The sequence below is a fragment of the Streptomyces sp. NPDC025784 genome (assembly GCF_055558435.1).
The window spans coordinates 521860-544814 of the sequence record NZ_JBVHMN010000002.1 but is presented as its reverse complement, the minus strand read 5'-3'; the positions used below and the strand labels follow the sequence as shown (position 1 = coordinate 544814).

General features: G+C 70.6%; 15 protein-coding genes and 1 tRNA gene. 9 read left to right on the top strand and 7 right to left on the bottom strand.

The genetic code is table 11. The features are described 5' to 3' along the window. Window positions 1-19: 19 nt before the first annotated feature. The 3 genes from ACZ4IF_RS08440 to ACZ4IF_RS08430 are packed head-to-tail and all read right to left on the bottom strand — an operon-like array spanning window position 20 to window position 5104. A complete protein-coding gene (locus ACZ4IF_RS08440) occupies window positions 20-2164 on the bottom strand; it encodes an acetate--CoA ligase family protein (RefSeq protein ID WP_467560747.1) in 2145 nt (714 codons plus the stop codon). Between the two features lie 3 nt (window positions 2165-2167). Continuing rightward, entirely contained in the window at window positions 2168-3397 is a 1230-nt protein-coding gene (gene frc, locus ACZ4IF_RS08435) for a formyl-CoA transferase (RefSeq protein WP_345648900.1), read from the bottom strand. A gap of 12 nt (window positions 3398-3409) precedes the next feature. Next, window positions 3410-5104 (bottom strand): thiamine pyrophosphate-binding protein, encoded by a 1695-nt coding sequence (locus ACZ4IF_RS08430; protein ID WP_467560745.1) that lies wholly within the window; start codon window positions 5102-5104, stop codon window positions 3410-3412. Window positions 5105-5283: 179 nt separating this feature from the next. Here ACZ4IF_RS08430 and sucC point away from each other — a divergent pair, with 179 nt between their 5' ends. The 4 genes from sucC (at window position 5284) to ACZ4IF_RS08410 (ending at window position 10070) form a co-directional block, all read left to right on the top strand. Continuing rightward, window positions 5284-6414, top strand: a complete 1131-nt coding sequence (gene sucC / locus ACZ4IF_RS08425; RefSeq protein WP_467560743.1) for an ADP-forming succinate--CoA ligase subunit beta — start codon at window positions 5284-5286, stop codon at window positions 6412-6414. Window positions 6415-6425: 11 nt separating this feature from the next. Further along, window positions 6426-7367, top strand: a complete 942-nt coding sequence (gene sucD, locus ACZ4IF_RS08420; protein WP_467560741.1) for a succinate--CoA ligase subunit alpha — start codon at window positions 6426-6428, stop codon at window positions 7365-7367. Window positions 7368-8081: 714 nt separating this feature from the next. Then, window positions 8082-9647: an aldehyde dehydrogenase family protein gene (locus ACZ4IF_RS08415; RefSeq protein WP_467560739.1), complete on the top strand. Its 1566-nt coding sequence runs from the start codon at window positions 8082-8084 to the stop codon at window positions 9645-9647. A 335-nt stretch (window positions 9648-9982) separates the two neighbouring features. Then, a tRNA-Leu gene (locus ACZ4IF_RS08410) sits at window positions 9983-10070 on the top strand. A 238-nt stretch (window positions 10071-10308) separates the two neighbouring features. Here ACZ4IF_RS08410 and ACZ4IF_RS08405 read toward each other — a convergent pair. After that, a complete protein-coding gene (locus tag ACZ4IF_RS08405; RefSeq protein WP_467560737.1) occupies window positions 10309-11514 on the bottom strand; it encodes a L,D-transpeptidase in 1206 nt (401 codons plus the stop codon). A gap of 363 nt (window positions 11515-11877) precedes the next feature. Here ACZ4IF_RS08405 and ACZ4IF_RS08400 point away from each other — a divergent pair, with 363 nt between their 5' ends. Then, the gene (locus tag ACZ4IF_RS08400) at window positions 11878-13323 is read left to right on the top strand and encodes a gamma-aminobutyraldehyde dehydrogenase (protein WP_467560735.1); all 1446 of its coding nucleotides are present in this window, start codon (window positions 11878-11880) and stop codon (window positions 13321-13323) included. A 160-nt stretch (window positions 13324-13483) separates the two neighbouring features. Here ACZ4IF_RS08400 and ACZ4IF_RS08395 read toward each other — a convergent pair whose 3' ends face one another. Then, window positions 13484-14698, bottom strand: a complete 1215-nt coding sequence (locus tag ACZ4IF_RS08395) for a carbohydrate-binding protein (protein WP_467560733.1) — start codon at window positions 14696-14698, stop codon at window positions 13484-13486. Window positions 14699-14928: 230 nt separating this feature from the next. Between ACZ4IF_RS08395 and ACZ4IF_RS08390 the strand changes: the two genes are divergently transcribed. Then, window positions 14929-15771, top strand: coding sequence for a DUF429 domain-containing protein (locus ACZ4IF_RS08390; protein WP_467560731.1), 843 nt, complete (start codon window positions 14929-14931; stop codon window positions 15769-15771). Window positions 15772-15774: 3 nt separating this feature from the next. Here ACZ4IF_RS08390 and ACZ4IF_RS08385 read toward each other — a convergent pair whose 3' ends face one another. Next, a complete protein-coding gene (locus tag ACZ4IF_RS08385; RefSeq protein WP_467560729.1) occupies window positions 15775-16353 on the bottom strand; it encodes a TetR/AcrR family transcriptional regulator in 579 nt (192 codons plus the stop codon). Window positions 16354-16706: 353 nt separating this feature from the next. On the opposite strand from ACZ4IF_RS08385, the gene ACZ4IF_RS08380 reads away from it, so the two are divergent. Further along, window positions 16707-18158, top strand: a complete 1452-nt coding sequence (locus ACZ4IF_RS08380) for an MFS transporter (RefSeq protein WP_467560727.1) — start codon at window positions 16707-16709, stop codon at window positions 18156-18158. 156 nt (window positions 18159-18314) lie between these two features. Here the strand turns inward: ACZ4IF_RS08380 and ACZ4IF_RS08375 are convergent, their stop codons facing one another. Beyond that, on the bottom strand, window positions 18315-19274 hold the full coding sequence (locus tag ACZ4IF_RS08375) for an ABC transporter substrate-binding protein (RefSeq protein ID WP_359503809.1): 960 nt from the start codon (window positions 19272-19274) through the stop codon (window positions 18315-18317). Window positions 19275-19617: 343 nt separating this feature from the next. Here ACZ4IF_RS08375 and ACZ4IF_RS08370 point away from each other — a divergent pair, with 343 nt between their 5' ends. Together ACZ4IF_RS08370 and ACZ4IF_RS08365 are read left to right on the top strand one after the other, a co-directional pair. Continuing rightward, complete coding sequence (locus ACZ4IF_RS08370) at window positions 19618-22446, top strand: sensor histidine kinase (protein WP_467560725.1); 2829 nt, start codon at window positions 19618-19620, stop codon at window positions 22444-22446. 2 nt (window positions 22447-22448) lie between these two features. Then, complete coding sequence (locus ACZ4IF_RS08365) at window positions 22449-22922, top strand: roadblock/LC7 domain-containing protein (protein WP_051371572.1); 474 nt, start codon at window positions 22449-22451, stop codon at window positions 22920-22922. Window positions 22923-22955 lie beyond the last annotated feature (33 nt).

Sequence of the window (22955 nt, the reverse complement as noted above, 5' to 3'; positions counted from 1 at the left end):
GCCCCCGCGCTCGGTCACCTCATGAACCGCCCCCCAACAGCCCCGCCGAGCGCGCCCAGCGGTACTTCGCGCCGAGGACGGCCACCGGCCTCTCGGTCGTGTACGGGTAGGCCACCACCCCGCGCTCGTAGAGGTACTGGCAGGCCTCCTCCACCTCGACGTCGCCCGCGAGCGACGCGACGACGGGCTTCTCGATGCCCCGCTCGCGGAATTCGGCCACCACGCGCGCGGTGAGCTCGGCGAACACCATGGGCGGGGTCACGATGGTGTGCCAGTAGCCGAGGACGAGCGCGTGGATGCGCGGGTCCTCCAGGCCCAGGCGGATCGTCGCCTCGTACGTCGACGGCGGCTCGCCGCCCGTGATGTCGACGGGGTTGCCCGCGGCGCCGAACGGCGGGATGAACTTCCGGAACGCCGCGTCGAGGTCCGGCGGGATCTCCATCAGGGACAGGCCGTTGTCGGTGACGGCGTCCGAGAGGAGCACACCGCTGCCGCCCGCGCCGGTGATGATCACGACGTTGTCGCCCTTGGGGGCGGGGAGCACCGGCAACGCGCGCGCGTACTCCAGCATGTCGTTCAGGCCGGGCGCCCGGATGACGCCGGCCTGCCGCAGGATGTCGTCGTAGACGGCGTCGTCGCCGGCGAGCGCCCCGGTGTGCGAGCCGGCCGCCTTCGCCCCGGCCGCGGTACGGCCCGCCTTGAGCACCACGACCGGCTTCTTCGGGACCGTCGCGCGGGCGGCCTCCACGAAGGCACGTCCGTCCTTGAGGTCCTCCAGGTGCATCGCGATGCACTCGGTGTGCGGGTCCTCGCCGAACCAGGTGAGCAGGTCGTCCTCGTCCAGGTCCGACTTGTTGCCGAGCCCGACGATCGCGGAGACGCCGGTCTTCGTCGTGCGGGCGAAGCCGAGGATCGCCATGCCGATGCCGCCGGACTGCGAGGTGAGCGCGACGCCGCCCTTCACGTCGTAGGGGGTGCAGAACGTGGCGCACAGGTCCTGCCACGTCGAGTAGTAGCCGTAGATGTTGGGGCCGAGGAGCCGGATGCCGTGCCGTTCGGCGATGGCCACGATCTCGTCCTGGAGCTCCTGCTCACCGGTCTCCGCGAAGCCCGAGGGGATCAGTACGGCGTTGGGGATCCCCTTGCGTCCCACCTCCTCCAGGGCCGAGGCCACGAACTTGGCGGGGATCGCGAAGACCGCCACATCCACCTCACCGGGAACGTCCGTGACACTCTTGTACGCCTTGCGGCCCAGAATGTCATCGGCCTTGGGGTTCACCGGATGGATCTCCCCGGAGAAGCCGCCGTCGACGAGGTTGCGCATGACCGAATTGCCGATCTTGCCTTGTTCGTTGGAGGCGCCGATCACGGCGACCGACGACGGCTGCATCAGGCGGCGCATCGAGGTGAGGATCTCCTCGCGGCCGTACTTGCGGCGCTCCTTGGGGGCCCCGTCCGCGAGGATCACGCGGATGTCCGCGGCGACGGCACCCTCCGGGGTGGCGATCACCGGGTTGAGGTCGACCTCGGCTATCTCCGGGAAGTCCGCGACGAGTTCGGAGACCCGGCGGATCTGCTCCGCTATCGCCCACCGGTCCACCGCCGGGGCGCCGCGTACCCCGCGCAGGATCTCCGCCGAGCGGATGGAGTCGAGCATCGACAGCGCCTCGTCGGCGTCCACGGGGGCGAGGCGGAAGGTGACGTCCTTGAGGACCTCGACCAGCACTCCGCCCAGCCCGAAGGCGACGACCTTCCCGAACGTCGGGTCGGTGACCGCGCCGACGATGACCTCCTGGCCCTTGGGGAGCAGTTCCTGCACCTGGACACCGTCGATACGGGCCTGTGGGTCGTACGCCCGCGCGTTCTCGACGATCTTGTGGAAGGCCGCCCGTACGTCCGCGGCGCCCTGCACGCCGACGATCACGCCGCCGGCGTCGGTCTTGTGCAGGATGTCGGGGGAGACGATCTTCATCACGACGGGCCCGCCGAAGCGCGCCGCGCAGGCCACCGCCTCGTCGACGTCCGTCGCGAGATCCTCGCCGGGGACGGCGATCGCGTACGCGTCGGCGATCACCTTTCCCTCGGGCGCGGTGAGCGCGGTCCGGCCCTCGGCCCGCACGGCGTCGAGGAGCGTCCGCACCCTCAGCACCCGGTCTTCGGCCATCAATCAGATCACTCCGTTCGACTTGAGCAGGCGCAGTTCCTCGTCGCCGAGGCCGAGCTCGCCGATGTAGACCTCTTCGTTGTGCTCACCGAGCAGCGGTGAACTGGTCACGTCCACGGGGGAGTCGGAGAGCTTCAGCGGGCTGCCCACCGTGGTGAACTCGCCGCGCTGCGGGTGCGGCACCGTCACGACCATCTCGTTGGCGACCAGCGACTCGTCCTCGATGATCTCCCTGGTCGACAGGATCGGACCGCAGGGGATGTTGTGGGCGTTCAGCTTCTCCAGCACCTCCCACTTGGGGAGGGTGGACGACCACTCCTCGATGAGCTGGAACATCTTGTTGAGCTGGGGCAGCCGGGCCTCCGGAGTGGCCCACTCGGGGTCGTCCGCCAGCTCGGGGCGTCCGATGAGTTCGCTGATCGGCTTCCAGCCGACGGGCTGCACGATGACGTACACGTAGTCGTTGGGCCCGCCCGGCGCGCACTTGACGGCCCAGCCCGGCTGCCCGCCGCCCGACGCGTTCCCGGACCGGGGAACCTCGTCGCCGAAGTCCTCGTTGGGATATTCGGCGAGCGGGCCGTGTGTCAGGCGCTGCTGATCGCGCAGCTTCACCCGGCAGAGGTTGAGCACGGCATGCTGCATGGCGACGTTGACCCGCTGCCCACGCCCGGTGTTCTCCCGCTGGAACAGCGCCGCGAGAATCCCCGCCACGGCGTGGACGCCCGTGCCCGAGTCACCGATCTGGGCCCCCGTCGCCAGCGGCGGTCCGTCCTCGAAGCCGGTGGTCGACATCGACCCGCCCATGGCCTGCGCGACGACCTCGTACGCCTTGAAGTTGGTGTACGGGCCGTCCCCGAACCCCTTGATGGAGGCATAGACGATACGGGGATTGATCTCCTGGATGCGGTCCCAGGTGAAGCCCATGCGGTCGACCGCGCCGGGGCCGAAGTTCTCGACCATGACGTCGGAGCGCCGGATCAGTTCGGTGAGGATCTCCTTGCCGCGCTCGGTCTTGGTGTTCAGGGTGATGCTCCGCTTGTTGCAGTTGAGCATCGTGAAGTAGAGGGAGTCGACGTCCGGGAGGTCGCGCAGCTGTTTGCGCGTGATGTCGCCGGTCGGCGCCTCCAGCTTGACGACGTCCGCGCCCAGCCAGGCCAGCAGCTGGGTCGCGGAGGGCCCGGACTGGACGTGCGTCATGTCGAGGACTCGGATGCCTTCGAGAGCCTTGGTCATGGCCGGGTCACCTCACTTGTACATCGTCTGGTTCATGGTTCCGGGGGCGTACGCGTCCGGGTCGACCCAGACGTTGATCAGCGACGGCTTGCCCGACTCGCGGGCGCGCCGCAGGGCGGGGCCGATGTCGGCGGGGTCGCGGACCTCCTCGCCGTAACCGCCCAGCATCTGGGCGAACTTGTCGTAGTGGACGTCGCCGAGGGTGTTGCCGACGCGTTCACGCTCCAGGCCGTACTTCTGGGCCTGGCCGTAGCGGATCTGGTTCATCGAGGAGTTGTTGCCGACGATGCCGACGAAGGGGAGGTCGTAGCGGACGAGGGTCTCGAAGTCCCAGCCGGTCAGGGAGAAGGCGCCGTCGCCGAAGAGGGCGACGACCTCCTTGTCGGGCCGGGCCTTCTTGGCCGCGAGCACGAAGGGGATGCCGACGCCGAGCGTGCCGAGCGGTCCCGGGTCCATCCAGTGGCCCGGCGACTTGGGCTGTACGACCTGCCCGGAGAAGGTGACGATGTCACCGCCGTCGCCGATGTAGATCGAGTCCTCGGTGAGGAAGTCGTTGATCTCGCTCACCAGCCGGTACGGATGGATGGGTGAGGCGTCGGACTTCAGGCTGGGCAGCCGCTTCTCGATCGCGGTCTGCTCGGCGGCCCGCAGTTCGTCCAGCCACTCCTTGCGCTTGGACGCCCCGCCGTTGATGCGGCCGGAGGCCGCCTCGGTCACCGACTTCAGGATCAGTCCGGCGTCGCCGACGATGCCCAGGTCGACGTCGCGGTTCTTGCCGACGGTCCGGTAGTCGAGGTCGATCTGCACGACGGTCGCGTCCGGCGACAGCCGCTTGCCGTAGCCCATGCGGAAGTCGAAGGGCGTGCCGACGATGACGATGACGTCGGCGTTGGAGAACGCGTAGCGGCGGGAGAGCTGGAAGTGGTGCGGGTCGCCGGGCGGCAGCGTGCCGCGGCCGGCGCCGTTCATGTAGGCGGGGATGTTCAGGGTGCGCACGAGGTCGATCGCGGACTCGGTGCCGCGGGTCGTCCAGACCTGGCTGCCCAGCAGGATGGCCGGCTTCTCGGCGTGCACGAGCAGGTCGGCGAGCTTCTCGATCGCCTCGGGCTCGCCGGCCGAGCGGGTCGAGGCGCGGTAGCGGCCGGCCGCGGGGATGCGGGCCTTCTCCAGGGGCACCTTCGCGTCCAGGACGTCCCGTGGGATCTCCAGGAACGAGGGGCCGGGCGCCCCGTGGTAGCACTCGCGGAACGCCATCGACACCATGTCGGCGGCGCGCGCGGTGTCCGGCACCGTCGCCGCGAACTTGGTGATCGGCGTCATCATGTCGACGTGCGGCAGGTCCTGGAGGGACCCCATCTTGTGCTGGGTGTGCGCTCCCTGACCGCCGATCAGGAGCATCGGGGACTCGGCGCGGAAGGCGTTGGCGACGCCGGTCACCGCGTCGGTGGTCCCGGGACCCGCCGTGACCACGGCGCATCCCGGCTTGCCGGTGATGCGTGCGTAACCGTCGGCGGCGTGGGCGGCGACCTGCTCGTGGCGTACGTCGACGACCTCGATGCCCTCGTCGACGCAGCCGTCGTAGATGTCGATGATGTGGCCGCCGCAGAGGGTGTAGATGACCTCCACACCCTCGGCTTTGAGTGCCTTGGCGACCAGGTGCCCACCGGAGATGAAGGTCGTGTTGGTGTCGCTGCTGCCGTCGGGCATGGCGAAGTCCTGTCCCTTCGTAGGGGGTTGGAACGCTCTCGCGGTACATTGCATACAGTCGACGAATACTGTATGAAGCTTGTTATCCCGCATCCGGTGGGTGGTGTCCAGGGGGCGTGCGGCACTTTTCGAAGGCCTGGGGGTCGCTCCCCAGATGACTCAGCAGACAGGAGCCGGGAATGGACCTGTACGAGCACCAGGCAAGGGAACTCTTCGAGGAATACGGCATCTTGGTACCGAGGGCCGAGGTCACGGACTCGCCCAAGGAAGCGCGCGAGATCGCCCGCAGGCTCGGCGGCCGCGTGGTCGTCAAGGCTCAGGTGAAGACCGGAGGGCGCGGCAAGGCGGGCGGCGTCAAACTCGCCGCCGACCCCGCTGCCGCCGAACTGACGGCACGCCAGATTCTGGGCATGGACATCAAGGGGCACACCGTCGGCAAGGTGATGCTGGCCCAACCCGTCGACATCGCGACCGAGTTCTACGTCGGTTACGTCCTCGACCGCGCCGCCGGGCGCTTCCTCGCGATCGCCTCCGCCGAGGGCGGCATGGAGATCGAGGAGGTCGCCGCGACCAGGCCCGAGGCCGTGGCGCGCGTCGCCATCGATCCCGCCGAGGGCGTCACCTCGGCCAAGGCCGCCCACATCGCGGAGGCGGCCGGTCTGCCGCCGCAGACGGTGGACGTCCTCGTGCGGCTCTGGGAGGTGCTGACCCGTGAGGACGCCGTCCTGGTGGAGGTCAACCCGCTCGTACGGACCGCCCAGGGACAGATCCTCGCGTTGGACGGCAAGGTCACGCTGGACGACAACGCCCGCTTCCGCCAGTCGCGTTGGGGCGAACAGGACACCGCGCACGACGACCCGCTGGAGGCGGCAGCCGCCGCCAAGGGCCTCAACTACGTGAAACTGGACGGCGAGGTCGGCATCATCGGCAACGGCGCGGGACTGGTCATGTCGACCCTGGACGTCGTCGCCGGCTGCGGAGCCCGTCCCGCCAACTTCCTCGACATCGGCGGCGGAGCCTCCGCCCGGGTCATGGCGGACGGCCTGTCCGTCGTCCTCTCCGACCCCTCGGTGAAATCCGTCTTCGTCAACGTCTTCGGCGGCATCACCGCCTGCGACGCCGTCGCCGACGGCATCGTGCAGGCCCTGGAGAGCGTGCGGTTGACCAAACCGCTCGTGGTGCGGCTCGACGGCAACAACGCCGTACGCGGCAGGGCCGTCCTCGACGAACGCGCACACCCCCTGGTCGAGCAGGCCACCACCATGGACGGCGCCGCGCGCCGCGCCGCCCGACTCGCCGCCGCCAGCTGAAGGAGCCGGACATGGCCATCTTTCTCACCAAGGAGTCCAAGGTCCTCGTCCAGGGCATGACCGGCGGCGAGGGCATGAAGCACACCCGGCGGATGCTCGCGGCCGGCACGGACGTGGTCGGCGGCGTCAACCCCCGCAAGGCGGGCCGGACCGTCGACTTCGACGTCCCCCAGGGCCTTGAGGGCCTGGGAGGTGCCCCCATCTCCGTACCGGTGTTCGGCTCGGTGGCCGAGGGCATCGAGGCGACCGGCGCCGATGTCAGCGTCGTCTTCGTGCCGCCCGCCTTCGCCAAGGCCGCCGTCATGGAGGCGGCCGACGCGGGCATCGGACTCGCTGTCGTGATCACCGAGGGCATCCCGGTCCACGACTCGGTCTCCTTCCACGCCTACGCCACCGCACGCGGCACCCGCGTCGTCGGCCCCAACTGCCCCGGCCTGATCACCCCCGGGCAGGCGAACGCGGGCATCATCCCCTCCGACATCACCAAGCCCGGCCGGATCGGCCTGGTCTCCAAGTCGGGCACCCTCACCTACCAGCTCATGTACGAGCTCCGCGACATCGGGTTCTCGACCTGCGTCGGCATCGGCGGCGATCCCGTCGTCGGCACCACCCACATCGACTGCCTCGCCGCCTTCCAGGACGATCCCGACACCGAACTCGTCATCCTCATCGGCGAGATCGGCGGCGACGCCGAGGAACGGGCCGCCGCGTACATCCGCGACCACGTGACCAAGCCCGTCATCGGCTACATCGCCGGATTCACCGCGCCCGAGGGCAAGACGATGGGCCATGCGGGAGCGATCGTGTCCGGCTCGTCGGGCACAGCGCAGGCGAAGAAGGAGGCGCTGGAGGCGGCCGGGGTGCGCGTGGGGGGCACGCCCACCGAGACCGCCCGTCTGGTGCTGGCCCGCCTGGAGGAGCGCGTGACGTCACTCATAGTCGACGCGAGGTGACTGTCGGAAACGAGGCGGTCTCACTACCGTCCTGAAGGAGCACGCGACCACGCCTTCTCGAACAGCCACGCGACCACCGCCCCGCAGGGAGCCGGAGCACGGGACCACCGTCCCGTACCGCTCGGCGCAGCCGACCACCGTCGGTACGGCGCACGTGCGTGACCGACTTCCGGATACGTCGTCGCCCCGCGCGACAACAAGCCGGGCACGTCGTCGCCGTGCGCGACCGCCGGCCCACAGTGCTCCGGCCCGCGCGACGGCGACGACCGTCCGGCGCCGACGTGCGCGACGGCGACAACGGAAGGGCGCCGACCCGCGCGACGGCGACAACGGAAGGGCGCCGACCCGCGCGACGGCGACAACGGAAGGGCGCCGACCCGCGCGACGGCGACAACGGAACGGCGCCGACGACCACGACCACACGTCCGCACGACACCACCGACGAGGGTCAACGCCCACCCACCCATCCCACCCACCCACTCGTCCGCCCGCACGACATCGACGTCCACGACCACACGTCCGCACGACATCGACGAGCGTCACCACACACCCGTACGGCACCGGCCCGCGCGACACCCGTCCGAACCGGAACCGACGGCCGCGCCCGTCCGATACGCCGGCCGGCACGACCCACGGTCCGAGCCACCCTCCTCGGCCCCGCCACGCCGGCCACGCCCCCCGCCCCCGACTGTGCACCGAGAGCGGAGACACCCCATGGCAATCCACCACGACACCTCACCGCCCCAGACCCTCACCCTCAAGTCCGGCACCTCCTGGACCGACGCGTGGCAGCGATGCCTCGCCGTCGCCCCCGAGGCCTTCCGCGACGACCGCGTGCTCAACCTCTGGAACGCCGCATGGCAGGCGGACGGCCGCGCGCTGCCCGCCACCAGCCCCGTGGACCAGAGCCCCATCGCGGGCCCGCCGCGCCTGGACGGCGCCACCGCCCGGCAAGCGGTGCGCGCCGCCCTCGACCAGCACCGCGCCTGGCGCCATGTGCCGCTCGCCGAGCGGAGCGCCCGCGTGGCGGCGACCCTCGACGCACTCACCGAGCACCGCGAACTGCTCGCCCTCCTGCTCGTCTGGGAGATCGGCAAGCCCTGGCGGCTCGCCCAGGCGGACGTGGACCGGGCGATCGACGGCGTGCGCTGGTACGTCGACGGCATCGAGCCCATGGTGGCCGGCCGCGCCCCGCTCGAAGGCCCCGTCTCCAACATCGCCAGCTGGAACTACCCGATGAGCGTGCTCGTCCACGCCATGCTGGTGCAGGCACTGGCAGGCAACGCAGTCATCGCCAAGACCCCGACCGACGGCGGTGTCGCCTGCCTCACCCTGGCCTGCGCGCTCGCCGCACGGGAAGGGATCCCCGTCACCCTCGTCAGCGGCAGCGGAGGCGAGCTGTCCGAGGCGCTGGTGCGGGCGCCCGAGATCGGCTGCGTCTCCTTCGTCGGCGGCCGGGACACCGGCGCCGCCGTGGCCACCGCCGTCGCCGACCTCGGCAAGCGGCACGTGCTCGAACAGGAAGGACTCAACACCTGGGGAATCTGGAACTACACCGACTGGGACGCGCTGGCGGCCGTGGTCCCCAAGCTCTTCGACTACGGCAAGCAGCGCTGCACCGCCTATCCGCGCTTCGTCGTCCAGCGCGCCCTGTTCGACGAGTTCCTCGCCGCCTACCTGCCGGCCGTCCGTACCCTGCGGGTCGGTCACCCGCTCGCCGTCGAGCAGCGCGACGACCCGTACCCCAGCCTGGACTTCGGCCCCGTCATCAACGCGGCGAAGGCCAAGGACCTCGACGACCAGGTCGCCGAGGCCATCGACCGGGGCGCCGTCCCGCTGCACCGCGGCAGCCTGTCCGACGCCCGCTTCCTGCCCGGCCAGGACACCTCGGCGTACCTCCAGCCGGTCACGCTCCTCAACCCGCCGCCGTCCTCGCCGCTGCACCACGCGGAGCCCTTCGGCCCGGTCGACACCATCGTCCTCGTGGACACCGAGGCCGAACTCCTCGCCGCCATGAACGCCTCCAACGGCGCGCTCGTCGCCACCCTGTCGACGGACGACGAGGCGACGTACGCGCGGCTCGCCCCGCAGATCCGGGCCTTCAAGGTCGGACAGAGCAAGCCGCGCTCGCGGGGTGACCGGGACGAGCTGTTCGGCGGATTCGGGGCGTCATGGCGCGGCGCGTTCGTGGGCGGCGAGCTGCTGGTGCGCGCGGTGACGCAGGGACCGGCGGGGGAGCGGCTGCCCGGCAACTTCCCGGACTACCACCTCATGCCGTGAGGGCCTGTCGTCTCCCGTCGTGACCGTGCCGCCCGCTCGTGCGGGGCCTCCCCTCACGGGACGAGGCCCCGACGTGCCGGGAGGGGGTGAGCGGCGCCCGTGCCGGGGCGCCGCTCACCCGCGGTCCCGATGATCTCCGGAGATCGCGCCGCCCGGCGCGTCGGCACGCCTCCGTAGTCGGCAGGCCACCCAAGGTGAGGCCTCGAGGTGCTCCCTTCTGGCTCCCTCACACCGGCTCCGGCAGCACGGAAACGCAGGTGAAAGGCACTCCGAAAGCTTGGTATTGTTGTCCGTGTCGCCGCGGGGAACACCCCCGGCCAGGCGGCAGACACCTGGTCCGGGTGGCGGAATGGCAGACGCGCTAGCTTGAGGTGCTAGTGCCCTTTATCGGGCGTGGGGGTTCAAGTCCCCCCTCGGACACCATCAACAACCATTGACGGTACGCAGTTGAGGGCCTCGACGTCACAGTCGCGGCCCTCTTTGCGTGTTCGTAGCTGATGGCGATGCCCGCGGCTTCGTTTGGGCGACGTGACGCAACCGCAGTCCCGCACGCGGCGAGGGCTGCTCGAACGTCCTGACGCCGCAGGCGGCGGGCGACGCGGTGTCGCCCGCCGCCTGGCGGGAGGGATTCAGGTGCAGATGCTCGGGGAGCGACGTGGCGTCAGCCGGTCGCGCTGCCCGCGACCCACTCGTCCCACGGCATGTTCCAGTCGCTGAGGCCGTTGTCGGGGGCCAACTTGGTCTTGTCCGCGGAGTTCTTGACGATCACGACGTCACCGATCATCGAGTTGTCGAAGAACCACGCGGCGGGCTGCTTGGCGTTGCCGCCGCCCCTGACGTCCTTCAGGCCCACGCAGCCGTGGCTGGTGTTGACCTTGCCGAAGATCCCGTTGGCAGCCCAGTAGTTGCCGTGGATGAAGGTCCCCGAGTCGGTCAGGCGCATGGCGTGCGGTACGGCCTCGATGTCGTAGGAGGGCTTGCCGTCCTTCTTCGTGAGCCCGACGGTCGCGCCGTTCATGCGGATGTGCCGGAACTTCTCGGAGATGACCATCTGACCGTTGTAAGTCGGGTGCTCGGCGCTGCCGGACGAGATCGGAATGGTCTTGATCGTCTTGCCGTTCCGTACGACGGTCATCTGCTTCGTCTTGGCGTCGACCGTGCTGACCTGGCTCCGGCCGATGTTGAACGTGACCGTCTTCTGGATGCCGTTGAGGTCGAGCGTGACGGTGACGGTGGAGCCGGGCTCCCAGTAGGTCTCGGGGCGGAAGTCCAGGCGGTAGTCGTTGAACCAGTGGCCGACGACCTGCTGGCCGCTGCTGGAGCTGACCTGGATCTTCGACTCCACGGCGGCCTTGTAGCCGATCGCCTGGTCGAAGTTGACCGTCACCGGCATGCCCACGCCGACGGTCGAGCCGGCCTCGGGGGAGAGGTGCCCGATGAAGTTGTTCGCCGGGGAGACCGTGGTGATCGTGGCGTTCGCGGTGACGGCGCGGCCCTTGGCGTCCTTGGCCTCCGCGGCGACCTGATACCGGGTGGCCCGCTCCAGGTGGCCCTTCGGCTTCCAGGACGTGCCGTCGGCGGACAGGGCGCCCGGAACCTCGGCACCGGTCGCGACGGCGGTCATGGTCACCTTGGTGAGCGTGCCGTTGCTGACGGTGACCTTGACGGAGTCATCGATCCCGACGGCGTAGGCCCCTTGCCTGGGCGTGATCTTTATTCGGGCGTCGGAAGCCTCCTGGGTGGCTGCCTGATCCGCCTGCGGTTTCGGGTGAGTCCCGGCGCCGTCACCGCTGGTGGCAGCGTTGCTGGTACCGCCGAGGGCCGTGAGTGAGAGCACGCCGCCGAGTATGCCGACCGCAGCCACCATTCGGGCGCGCCCTTTACATGCCGTGATCAAACGCTTCTCCCGTGTCACTGGTCGTTGAATCCCTGGAGCTGGATGCCGAGGCAGTCCAGCTAGCTATAAAACTCTTTATATGGGTCTATCGGCACCTAAATGAGCGAACTGTGGTGAAAGCCACGCGCCGTCGAGCATGTAGCCGAGGCCCTGCTCACTCTGGCCAGGTGTGCAGATCATCCTCAGGGCGTCCTCGCAGTAGACGAATCCGCCACTTCATGCCCCGTGGCGCGCTGATTAGCGTCGGTGTCCTGGAGCGGGAGATCGGGCCTGGTCACCGGCCTTGCCCGTGGTTCCGCGATTCCCGAGCTGCCACGAGGAGTACAGAACGTCGTGAGCGAGATCCGCACGCTGCGCAACTACATCGACGGACGGTTCGTCGACGCCCAGGACGGGCGCACGCTTCCGGTCGTCGACCCCGCCACCGGCGAGGTGTACGCCAGTTCACCGCTGTCGGGGGCGGCGGACGTGGACGCGGCGATGACGGCCGCGGCGGCGGCCTTCGCGGTGTGGCGCGACTCCACGCCCAGCACCCGGCAGCGCCTCCTGCTGAGGGTCGCCGACGTCGTCGAGGCGCGTGCCGAGGAACTCGTCGAGGCGGAGTGCCGCGACACCGGCAAGCCCCGCGCCGTGACCCGGACCGAGGAGATCGTTCCGATGGTCGACCAGCTGCGCTTCTTCGCGGGCGCGGCACGGCTGCTGGAGGGCAGGTCGGCAGGGGAGTACGCGGAGGGTCTGACCTCCATCATCCGCCGGGAACCCATCGGGGTGTGCGCGCAGGTCGCGCCGTGGAACTACCCGATGATGACGGCGGTGTGGAAGTTCGCCCCGGCGATCGCCGCCGGCAACACCGTGGTTCTCAAGCCCTCGGACACCACCCCGGCCTCCACGGTGCTGCTCGCCGGGATCGTCGGCGGTGTGCTGGAGGAGCTGGGGCTGCCCGCGGGCGTGCTCAACGTCGTGTGCGGCGACCGCACCTCCGGGCAGCTGATGGTCGAGCACCCGGTACCGGCCATGGCCGCCATCACCGGTTCGGTGCGTGCCGGCGTGCAGGTCGCCGAGAGCGCCGCCAAGGACCTCAAGCGCGTCCACCTGGAGCTCGGCGGCAAGGCCCCGGTCGTCGTGTTCGACGACGCGGACCTCGCCCAGGCCGTCGAGGGCGTCACCACCGCCGGCTTCTTCAACGCCGGCCAGGACTGCACGGCCGCGACCCGCGTGCTGGTGCACGAGTCCGTCCACGACGAGTTCGTCGCCGCGCTCGCGAAGGCCGCCGCCGACGTCAGGACCGGTGGCGTCGACGAGGAGGGCGTGCTCTTCGGCCCCCTCAACAACGCCAACCAGCTGGCCCAGGTGAGCGGATTCGTCGACCGGCTTCCCCCGCACGCCAAGGTGGAGACGGGCGGCCACCAGGTCGGCGAGAAGGGCTACTTCTACGCCCCGACCGTCGTCTCCGGCCTCGCGCAGGACGACGAGATCGTCCAGAACGAGGTCTTCGGCCCGGTCGTCACCGTGCAGTCGTTCGCCGACGAGGACCAGGCCGTCGAGTGGGCGAACGGCGTCGACTACGCCCTCGCCTCGTCCGTGTGGACCAAGGACCATGCCCGCGCGATGCGCATGTCGAAGCGCCTCGACTTCGGCTGCGTGTGGATCAACACCCACATGATCCTGGTCGCCGAGATGCCGCACGGCGGCTTCAAGAAGTCCGGTTACGGCAAGGACCTGTCGGCGTACGGCTTCGAGGACTACACCCGCATCAAGCACGTGATGACGTCGCTGTGACGCGCTGAGGCGGGCGTCGCCCGGCACGGCACGGGGCCGGACACCCGGAGGACAGGGTGCCCGGCCCCACGACAGACGGTTCCGTGCCGGACGGTTCCACCTTGCACGGCTCCGTGCCGCACGGCTCCGCGTCGCACGGGTCCGACGCCTGCGACCGCCGTCAGCAGGCGCCCTCGTCCTGCCAGGGTCCCCATTCCGAGGCCCCCGGCGCCTCGTTCTGGGTCCACCACTTGGCCTTCCAGTTGTGCTTGTTGTACGAGACCTCGTTGCCGGCCGTGTAGACCGCCGTCGAGCTCCAGGCGGTCTTGCACGCGGTGTTCGGCGGGGTCGGCGTCGGGGTCGGCGTGGGAGTGTCGGTGGGCGGGGTGACGCCCGCGAACTTCACCGAGTACTTGGCGAAGTCCCACGCGTTCTGCGTCACGCTGGAGCATGTGCCCGATGTGCGGCCGCCGTTGTCGGCGGGGGTGCACTGACGGTCGCGGTTGAGGGACCAGAAGGTGAAGCGGTCCATGTTGTGGCTGGTGGCGTAGTCCAGCACCGTCTGGAAGTCGGCCTGCGAGAAGTACTCGCCGGTGTCGCTGCGGCCGTTCATGCCGGAGAAGCCCTCGTGGGCGTAGGCGGTGGCCTGGTCCCAGCCGAAGGTGGACTGGAGGATCGCGTTGAAGTTGGTGAGCGCGCCGGTCTGGGAGGCGGCGCCGTTGAAGCCGCCGTCGAACGGCATGATGGAGAAGTTGTTCGGCGTGAACCCCTGGGACTTCGCCTCCAGCAGCATCTGCTTGCCGAACCAGCCGGTGCCGTCCGCCGTCCCCGCCGTGGTGACGGAGACGTAGAGGCCCGGGTTGTTCTGCTGGAGGATCTTGGCGGCGCCGATCTCGTTCCTGATGGCCGCCGTGTTCTCGTACTCCGGCTCCTCCAGGTCGAAGTCGATGGCGTGCAGGCCGTACTTGGTGATGACCTGCTGGTACGCCGCCGCGGTGGACGCCGGATCCGAACAGGCCTGTCCGAGCTTGGTGCCGCCGTATCCGCCGATGGACACGGAGACGTCGCCGCCCTTGGCGCGGATGGCGTTGACGACCGACTGCACGGCGGTGTCCGAGGAGACCGCCGCGGTGCCGCCCCAAGTCGGCGAACAGCCACCGCCGTTGGGGGCCAGGACGAACGCCAGCTGGAACGCCTTGAGACCGGTCGCGTCCATGATGGCGCCCGCGTCCGGCGGGTCGTTGTCCAGTGGCATCAGATACGGGGCGGCCGCGTACCAGCGGTTGCTGAGCGCGGTGGTCGCGCCCGAGGCGTTGCCCGCGACGAGTGCGGTCGTGCCGACGGCGGCCAGGCTCACCGCGGCCGCGGCGCCCAGGCATGCGCGAAGACGTCTCACTGTGCCTCCAGGGGAGTGGGGGAAGGGCCCCAGCTTCCGGGCGCTGTCGCGATCACGTCAATGAGTTGGACTAGACCAAACGCCACTTTGGACTAGACCATGCGATTTCTTTACCCGGGCGCCCGCGGGTGAGGGTGCGGGCTCGACCCCCGCTTGCGGCCCGTGCGCGGACCGTCGCCCCTGCGCCCTCCCGCTCCGCACGCCGTCGCGCCTCTGGTAGGACAGCGTCCATGGCCATCGAGCGGTACATCGGCATCGACCTCGCCTGGTCCGAGGGCGGCCCCCGGGCCGGGCCCAACGAGACGGGCGTCGCCGTCGTCGACGCCTCGGGCGAGGTGCTCGACTGCGGCTGGACCCGGGGGATCGAGGAGACCGTGGCCTGGCTCGGCGAGGCGGCCGCGGGCGGCCCGGCGCTGGCGTTCGTCGACGCGCCCCTGGTCGTGGACAACCCGTCGGGACAGCGTCCGTGCGAGCGCGAGGTGGGGCGCCGGTACGGACGCTGGAAGGTGAGCGCGAACAGTACGAATCTGGCCTCGCCCCGCCTCGCCGGTGTGGTGCTGCGAAAACGGCTCCGGGCGGCCGGCTGGGTCTACGACGACGGACGGGGCGGGCCGCCGGGCACCGGGCGGGTCATCTCCGAGTGCTATCCGTACACGACCCTCGTCGGGGCGGCCGAATGGGGATACGCCGAGCAGCGCCCCACGTACAAACGCAGACCCGCGGGGGTGCCCGCGGCCGAGTGGCGGGCGGTGCGCGCCGCCGAGTGCGACCGGCTGATCGGGCGCCTGGCGGGTCTGGCCGTGGCGGATCCGCCGCTGCGGATCTCCTCCCACCCGGTCTCCCGCCGACTGGCGGACGAGCCCTCGCCCCTGGCGTCGGCCGCGTACAAGCACCGTGAGGACCTGGTCGACGCGCTGGTGTGCGCCTGGACGGCGGCCCTGTGGGTGCGCCACGGGCGGGCGCGCTGCCAGGTGCTCGGTGACGAGAGTCCGGCCGCGCCGGGGAAGGCCGCCACGATCATCGCGCCCGCCCGGCCCGAACAGCGCAGGGGGCCGTCGGACGAGGTCCGGTGAGCGTCAGCGCGTCGTGCGGACGCCGTCCAGGGCGACCGCCAGCACGCGGTCGCGCTGGGCGTCGTCCAGGAAGTTGGTGGCGGTGATGCCGGCCACCATGCGGAGCAGGTCGTCGAAGCCGATGTCCGTGCGCGCCGCGCCGGCCTCCTGCGCGCGGGTGAAGAGCGGCCCGCCGGCCTGGTACATGGACTCGCGGCAGGCCAGGAAGATCTCCGACTCGTCGTTGAGCGCCTCGCGGATGGCCCGCTTGGTGACCGTGTAGTCCACGAAGCGGCGCAGCCACGAGGCCAGCGCCTCCCACGGTTCCTGCCCGGCGACCTCCTGGGCCACCCGGCACAGGTCGTTCACCTCGTCCGCGTACACGCTCTCGAACAGATGGCGGCGGGTGGGGAAGTTCCGGTACAGCGTGCCGATGCCGACGCCCGCGCGGCGGGCGATGTCCTCCAGCGACGCCTCCGCGCCGTTCTCCGCGAACGCCTGGCGCGCGGCCGCGAGCAACGCGTCGTAGTTGCGCGCGGCGTCCTTGCGGTGCGGGCGCCGGGACGCGACGAGATCGTTGACGGGGAACGGCTGTGCCGTCACGGGTGCCTCCCTGAAGGGACCAGGTTGAAGCGGAGGTGTGCCTCCGGTACAGTGGAGGCGTACCTCCACTTTAGCAGTGCGGGGTGCGTTCGCCTCGGCGGTGTGCGGCCGCACACCGCGCAGGAGCGACAGCATCCCCGTACCGCGGCCCGGTGCCGAGACGTCGGCCGCCGGCGCGGGCCCCGCGACGACCGAGTCGTCCGCCGCCCGCACCACCCACACCCCACGTCCCTCAGGGGACCGCTCCGTGTGCTCGTCGGCGTGCTGCGCGCCGCCCCGCGGAGCGCCCCGTCCCCACGTTCGCGGCCCGACGACCTCGGCCGCACCTGTTCGCTTGTTCGGAGAGGCTCTTCATGCCCGGAAAATCCACTCGCCTCACCTTCACGGTCCTCGCGACCGGTGCGGGCGTGTTCGCCATGCTGCAGTCGCTGATCGCGCCGGCACTGCCGACCGTCCAGAACGCGATGCACACCTCCCAGTCCACCGTGACCTGGGTGATGACCGCCTACCTGCTGTCCGCCTCGGTCTTCACACCGATCCTCGGCCGGGTCGGCGACCTCGTCGGCAAGAAACGCACCCTCGTGGCCGTCCTCGTCGCCGTCCTCGCCGGCTGTCTGCTGGCCGCGCTCGCACCGACGATCGGCGTGCTCATCATCGCCCGCGTGATCCAGGGCATCGGCGGCGCGCTGTTCCCACTGTCCTTCGGCATCATCCGTGACGAATTCGCCCCGGCGGAGGTGAGCGGCAGCATCAGCAACCTGTCGGCGGTCATCGCCGCGGGAGGCGGTGTCGGCATCGTCGCGGCCGGTCCCATCGTGACCGCGCTCGACTACCGCTGGCTGTTCTGGCTGCCCGTCGCCGTCGTCGCCCTCACCGCGCTGATCGCCCTGCGCTACGTGCCCGAGTCGCCGCGCCGCGCGGAGGGCCGCGTCAACTGGCCGGGCGCCGTCCTGCTGTCCGGCTGGCTGGTCGCCCTGCTGCTGCCGCTGAGCCAGGCGACCCACTGGGGCTGGGGCTCCGCCCGGGTGATCGGACTGTTCGCGGCCGCCGTGCTGCTGTTCGCGCTGTGGCTGTTCGCCGAGGCCCGTTCGCAGAGCCCGCTGATCGACCTGCGCATCATGCGGCTGCCCGCGGTGTGGACCACGAACGCCGCCGCACTGCTCTTCGGCGCGGGCATGTACGCGATCTGGTCCTTCCTGCCCGGCTTCGTGCAGACGCCCGGCACCGCCGGGTACGGCTTCGGCACGAGTGTCACCGGCGCCGGACTGCTCATGCTGCCGATGCTGATCGCGATGTTCTGCTCGGGCGTCCTGAGCGGCCGTCTGGAACCCGTCCTGGGGGCGAAGAAGCTGCTCGTCGCCGGGGCCGCGCTCGGCGCGGTGGCCTGCGGCTTCCTGACCCTCGAACACGACGAGCAGTGGCATGTGGCCTTCGCGGCGGGCGTGTTCGGCCTCGGGATCGGACTGGCCTTCGCCTCGATGGCCCATCTGATCGTCGGCAGCGTCCCGCCCGAGCAGACCGGTGCCGCGACCGGGATGAACGCCAACATCCGGACCATCGGCGGATCCATCGGAGCCGCGCTGACCGGCGTGCTGGTGACCAGCCGCCTCCAGCCGTCCGGGCTGCCCTACGAGGCCGGATACACCCACGGGTTCGGCCTGCTCGCGCTGCTGTGCCTGGCCGCGGCGCTGGCCGCGCTCCTCGTGCCCGCGCAGCGTGCCCGCCGTCTCGCCGGCGCGCCCCGCGCCTTCGGCGACACGTCGGGTGCCGAGGCGGAGACCGCCCCGGCCGGCGTGCGGAGCTGAGACGGCACCGGCCGGCGCGCCGTGCCGGAGTCCCGGCTCGGCGCGCGGAACCGGCGAACGGACCTGCGGCCGGAGCGAAATCGCGCTCCGGCCGCAGGTCCGGCGGATGTCCGGTCAGGCGGAATCTGGTCCGGCGGACGTCCGGTCAGGCGGACGTCAGGACAGGCCGGCCGAGGACAGCCACTCCTTGGCCACGTCCAGCGGGTCCTTGTTGTCGTTCTGCACCTGGCCGTTGAGCTTGACCAGGGTCTCCGTGTCGAGCTTCGCCGAGACGGCGTTGAGGGCGGAGACACCCTCGGAGGAGAGACCGCTCTTGTACGCGAGCGGCGTCACGTTCTCGAACCCGAAGAGGCTCTTCGGGTCCTGGAGCACCACGAACTTGTTCTTGGCGATGCCGGGATCCGTCGAGAAGATGTCCGCGGCCTGGATGTTGTTGCCCTTGAGCGCCGCCACGGTCAGCGGGCCACCCGCGTCGAGCGCCTTGAAGGACTTGAAGTCCAGCCCGTACACGGACTTCAGACCCTTCAGCCCCTGCTGCCTGGTCTGGAACTCGGGCGAGCCGCCTATCACGATGTCCTTCGCCACGTCGGCGAGGTCGGCGATCGTCGACTTGTCGGTCAGGCTGTACTTCTTCGCCGTCGCCTCGTTGACCGCGACCGCGTCCTTGTCCTCGGCCGTGGACGGCTTCAGCAGGGTGAGCTTCGAGTCCAGCTTGGCGTTGATCGCCGTCGTGGTCTCGTCGACCGTCTTCGGGGTCGCCTTGGCGTCGAGGTACGCGAGCAGGGCGCCGTTGTACTCGGGCAGGACCGTGATGGTGCCGTTCTTGATCAGACCGTAGGTGGTCTCGCGGCTGCCGATGTTCAGCTTGTAACTGACCTTGATCCCCTTGGACTTGAGAGCCTCGCCGTAGATGTCGGCGAGCAGGATGCTCTCGGGGAAGTTGTTCGAACCGACGACGACCGTGCCGCCCTTGGCGGTGTCACCCTTCAACGGGTCGCTCTTGCCGGAGTCGTCGGAGGAACCGCAGCCCGTCAGTACGGCCGAGGCCGCAACCAGCAGGGAGACAGCGTACGTTGCGGATTTTCTGGTGCTTCTGGCGATGGTCACTTTGGTCATCCAGACTTGGCATGTGGTGGGGCGGTTTTGGCCGGAGCGCGGGGGTGTGGACGGTCCAGACGATCCAATCGAGCCGTCTCGCGGACCGTCAAGACACGAATAGATCACCGAAGGGGACCGAGCGGCTCCGCCCCGTGGGCGCAACGCGGTCAATATGCGTGTGAAACCGGCGCGTTCGCATGTCAGTTTTTGGTTGATCATGGCCGCACTCTTGCGGCAGCGGCTAGTGTGGGCCGCGTCGAGGGCCTTGTTCCACTTGTCGGCCTGACCATGCCGTCGCGACCGTTGATCCACACTGCCCTGGCGAACGGGCTTCCACGGGGAACGAAGTCAAGGAGGTTGGGTGCCCGCGCACAGACGAGCCGTCACCCCGGCACAGGCGTCGAAGGCTCCCCGCACGGACAGGACGCCGCCCCTCCTCGACCGCTGGCCCTTCCGCCGGAAACTCAACGTCCTGGTGATCGTCCCGCTCGCGGTCGTCTCCGCGATGCTGTCCTACGTCGTCTACGGGCAGATCGACCGCGCCCGCTCCGCCGCCGACACCGCCCGACTCGCCCGCGACAGCGTGCAGGTGACCAAGCTCATCGACGGTGTGCAGACCGAGCACCGCCAGGCGCTCCTCGTCTCCCTGCGTCACGAGGCCGCCCGCACGGGCGACAGCGCGCCCGACACCGCCGCCTATCTCCAGTCGCAGCAGAGGGTCACCGCGCAGATCGCGGCCGTCCGGTCGGCCTACGGGGACCGGCTGCCCGAGGCCGAGGCGCAGGCGCTCAAGGAACTGGAGGGCCTCGACAGCCTCCGCAAGACCGTGGAGCAGGGCCCCATCCCCGCGGACAACATCGACCCCGCGTACGGGTCCGTCATCGAAGGCCTCATCAACGGCCTCGGCCTCGGCCAGTCCGGCAGCGAGTCGTCCTCGTCCGCGGGCAATCTGCTCGACGCGCTGCTGCGCGCCGACACCGCCCACGCCTCCTTCGAGACCAGCGTCTTCGCCGCCCGCACCCGGGACCCCAACGCACTGATCGAGTTCACCGGCGCCGTCGGCGACTACGACCAGTACACCTACCAGGCCGAGCGGTTCACCCGGTTCGCCGACCAGGAACAGAGCAACGACCTCGCCGAGATCGAGCACAGCCCGTACCAGAGCGTGATCACGCAGCACTGGGCCGCCCTCCAGGTCGACCCCAGCGCTCTGGTCGCGGAGAACGCGACCCAGCTGCGCGCCGCACTCGACGACGCCCTGCGCGCCGACCCGACGTACGAACGCCAGGCGCAGGCCCGGCTGAAGGTCGTCCAGGGGCTCATCGACGAGATCGCCGCCGACACCCAGGACGCCTCGAACAGGGCCTGGTGGCAGGTGGCCTGGCTGATCGCCGGCACGCTGTTCGCCTTCGGCGCCTGGCTCCTGTTCTCCGTGCTCGTGCGCCGCTCCGTGGTGCGGACGGTGCGGACCCTCACCGGTGCGGCCCAGCACGTGGCCACCGCCGCCGAGACCGAGCTCGCCCGGGTCGCGGACGACGACGCCGACGACGCGGGACCGCCGCGGCTGGAGGCCGTACCGGTGCCCGTGCGGGACGAGATCGGCGAACTCGCCGAGGCCTTCAACCAGGTTCAGATCACCGCGTCCGCCCTGCTGGAGCGCCAGGTCGTCAGCCGCCGCAACATCGCCGAGATGTTCGGCAACGTCGGCCGCCGCGTCAGCAACCTGACCGCGCGTCAACTCGCGCTGATCGACTCCGTGGAGCGCGGCGAGACCGACCCCGAGGTCCTCGACCGGCTCTACCGCATCGACCACATCGCCGTACGTCTCCAGCGCAACGCGGACAGCCTCATGCTGCTCGCCGGAATCAGCGAGACGGGCCAGAACACCGACCCGGTGCGGCTCAGCAACATCGTCCGGGCCGCGCTCGGCCAGATCGAGGGCTACCAGCGAGTGACTCCGCATGCGGAGGGCGATGTCACCGTCGTGCCCGACATCGTCGGTGACCTCACACTGATGCTCGCCGAACTGCTGGAGAACGCCGTGATGTTCTCCCCGGCGACCAGCGGCGTCGAAGTGGTCATCCGTCCCCGGCACGGGACCGGCGGCGCCCTCGTCGAGATCACCGACCACGGCCTCGGCATGAGCCCCGAGCGGCTGGTGGAGGAGAACGCGCGCCTCATCCGCCGTGAACGGCTCGACCTGGCACCCACGGAGGTGCTCGGCCTGTTCGTGGTGGGCGGACTGTCGCGCCGCTGGGGCATCGAAGTCGCCCTGTCCCGCACTCCGGGCGGCGGTGTCACGGCCACCGTCGCCGTCCCCGCGTCCCACCTGCTGCTCGCCGGCCCGGCACAGGGCGCGGCGCACATCCTGCCGCCCGCCCGCCGTTACGGCGCGGCTGAGCCGCGCCCCGCGCGCATGGAGACGCCGTCCGGCTCCTCGGGGCTGCCGCGCAGGATTCCGGCGCGGCCCCGGCCCGGCGAGGCGCCCGGCCACGCGCGCCACGCGGAACCCGCCGGTGGCATGGGAGGCGAGGGCGCGCTGGCCCACCCCGGGAGCGCCACCGGCACGTCCCGGCCCCGGCCGGACACCGGCGGTCGGGGGACGGGCGCGCCGGGGGCGGGAGCCGGGCGGCTCGGAACCACCGGGCCGGTCATGGGGGGAGCCGGCATCCCCGGAACCCCCGCGCAGAACGTCCGCGGCAGGGCCCCCGGAGCCCCCGTCCCCAACGCGGGAGCCAGGGCGACCGGAAGCGGCGTACCGCACCGGGGCGCCGAGGCGTCCCGACCCGGTGGCCGGGGTACGGCACCGGGCGCGGACGGCGGATTCGCGGCGCGCTCCGGAACCGGCGCGGACACCGCGCCGGGGACGGGCTCCTCGTCGCGGCCCGGCCAGGCCGGCCCGCTGCGGCGCCGGGTGCGCGGCGCGACCCTGTCGGCCACCACCGCGTCCAGCCGGCTGCCCAAACGGCCCCCCGTCTCCAACCCGCGCCCGCCCGCCTGGCAGCCCTCGGACGCGGAGGCGGCACGGTCCGAGATCGACGAGTTCGAGGCCGCCGTCCTGCGGGCCCACCGCGAGACCGCCGGCCAGGACCTCGGCACGGGCGCCGGGCCGGGGGACCGTCCCGGCGCCCCGAACGACCCCAGCACGGACAACAGCAGACCCTCATTCCCGGAAGGCACGAGCAAGTGACCATGTGGACAGGCGAGCCGGAGCCCCGGACCGCGGAACCGGCGACCGACGTGAAGGCCGCCGCTGCCGACTTCAACTGGCTGCTCAATCGTTTCGCCACGGAGACGGCAGGTGTCGTCGACGTGATCGGCGTCTCCTCCGACGGGCTCCTCATCGCGGTGTCCCAACAACGCGGCCAGGCCGACTCCGAGCGGCTCGCGGCGATCGTCTCCGGCATCACCAGCCTGGCCATGGGCGCGTCGGGCAACTACGGCCTCGGCGCACTGAACAAGGTGATCATCGACCTGGAGGAGGGCCATGTGCTGGTGTCCGCGCTCGGCGCCGGGGCGGTGCTCGGCGTCGTCGCCTCGAAGGAGGCGAAGCTCGGCAACATCGCGTACGAGATGACCCTCTTCGCCAACCGGGCCGGCGCGGTCCTGAGCCCGCAGCTGGTCATGGAACTGAAGAACACGGTGGGCGTCACGCCGGCCGGCTGACGTCCGACGGGGCCTCATGTCGACCGGTGACGG

What these genes read in the sequence shown, in the direction of transcription:
- ACZ4IF_RS08415 (WP_467560739.1), top strand. Translation starts at nt 8,082, where the DNA reads ATGGCAATCCACCACGACACCTCACCGCCCCAGACCCTCACCCTCAAG.
- ACZ4IF_RS08440 (WP_467560747.1), bottom strand. Translation starts at nt 2,164, where the DNA reads ATGGCCGAAGACCGGGTGCTGAGGGTGCGGACGCTCCTCGACGCCGTG.
- ACZ4IF_RS08430 (WP_467560745.1), bottom strand. Translation starts at nt 5,104, where the DNA reads ATGCCCGACGGCAGCAGCGACACCAACACGACCTTCATCTCCGGTGGG.
- sucC (WP_467560743.1), top strand. Translation starts at nt 5,284, where the DNA reads ATGGACCTGTACGAGCACCAGGCAAGGGAACTCTTCGAGGAATACGGC.
- frc (WP_345648900.1), bottom strand. Translation starts at nt 3,397, where the DNA reads ATGACCAAGGCTCTCGAAGGCATCCGAGTCCTCGACATGACGCACGTC.
- ACZ4IF_RS08380 (WP_467560727.1), top strand. Translation starts at nt 16,707, where the DNA reads ATGCCCGGAAAATCCACTCGCCTCACCTTCACGGTCCTCGCGACCGGT.
- ACZ4IF_RS08405 (WP_467560737.1), bottom strand. Translation starts at nt 11,514, where the DNA reads ATGGTGGCTGCGGTCGGCATACTCGGCGGCGTGCTCTCACTCACGGCC.
- ACZ4IF_RS08365 (WP_051371572.1), top strand. Translation starts at nt 22,449, where the DNA reads ATGTGGACAGGCGAGCCGGAGCCCCGGACCGCGGAACCGGCGACCGAC.
- ACZ4IF_RS08390 (WP_467560731.1), top strand. Translation starts at nt 14,929, where the DNA reads ATGGCCATCGAGCGGTACATCGGCATCGACCTCGCCTGGTCCGAGGGC.
- ACZ4IF_RS08375 (WP_359503809.1), bottom strand. Translation starts at nt 19,274, where the DNA reads ATGACCAAAGTGACCATCGCCAGAAGCACCAGAAAATCCGCAACGTAC.
- sucD (WP_467560741.1), top strand. Translation starts at nt 6,426, where the DNA reads ATGGCCATCTTTCTCACCAAGGAGTCCAAGGTCCTCGTCCAGGGCATG.